The 777-nt window shown below is 60.0% G+C and carries 1 protein-coding gene and 1 pseudogene; one reads left to right on the top strand and one right to left on the bottom strand.

From position 1 onward, the window contains the following. Positions 1 to 243: pseudogene (locus tag RXV88_RS23590) on the bottom strand (transposase); the annotation flags it as partial. 133 nt (positions 244 to 376) lie between these two features. Between RXV88_RS23590 and RXV88_RS23790 the strand changes: the two are divergent. Next, a complete protein-coding gene (locus tag RXV88_RS23790; RefSeq protein ID WP_410468860.1) occupies positions 377 to 736 on the top strand; it encodes an HNH endonuclease in 360 nt (119 codons plus the stop codon). The last annotated feature ends 41 nt before the right edge of the window (positions 737 to 777 follow it).

Consider the following 777-nt stretch of genomic DNA (forward strand, 5'->3'; position numbering starts at 1 on the left):
TCAGAACCAGAACATGATGGTTGCGGCCAACGCGATTGCTGAGAGGAAGACCTTGGGGCAGCGGTCATAGCTTGTCGCCACGCGCCTCCAATCCTTGAGCCTGCGGAACATGATCTCGATGCGGTTGCGTCGCTTGTATCGGCGTTTGTCGTATTTGACGGTGGTGTTGCGTTGCTTCCGGCCCGGGATACACGCGCGAATCCCTTCGTCTTTCAACGGTTCTCTGAACCAGTCGGCATCGTAGACCTCGATCTGATCTAGCCCGTGGCCATACATTCCCAAGTGTGAAACCGGCTGCCGGATCACGGCGACGGTGGGACCGGCGAAGTTGCGGTTCCTCGGCAGGCAGATTGAGGCCTATCGCTTCATCTACTGTGTGCTGAATCGGGAGACGGCCTCGACGCAGCAAGTCGTCCGGCACCGCTGCCACGATCGCCTCTGCGTCAACCCGGACCACCTCGTCCTCGGCTCGCAAGCCGACAACAAGCGGGACGACTGGTTGCACTGGGCGTACGGGACCGATCCGGACTCACCCACGGCCCGAACGATATCGTCTCTCGGCACAGGCTGCTGTTCGAACCATTCGACCAATGGCTGGGCGGCACGAATGCGTGAAGTTCGGTTATTCGGGTGGCCCGGGGCGATGTTACGTCCGGCAGCGAAGTCGATCAGGCCGACATCAACAAGCCGCTGGATGATGGGAACGACCCTCTTTGAGATATGGAGTGCATTATAGCGGGATCCGGTGTGCCAGGCATTGGACGACATCGAGACGCC

This window comes from Aestuariicoccus sp. MJ-SS9 (assembly GCF_032586235.1).
In the GTDB taxonomy this organism is placed as follows: Bacteria; Pseudomonadota; Alphaproteobacteria; order Rhodobacterales; family Rhodobacteraceae; genus Aestuariicoccus.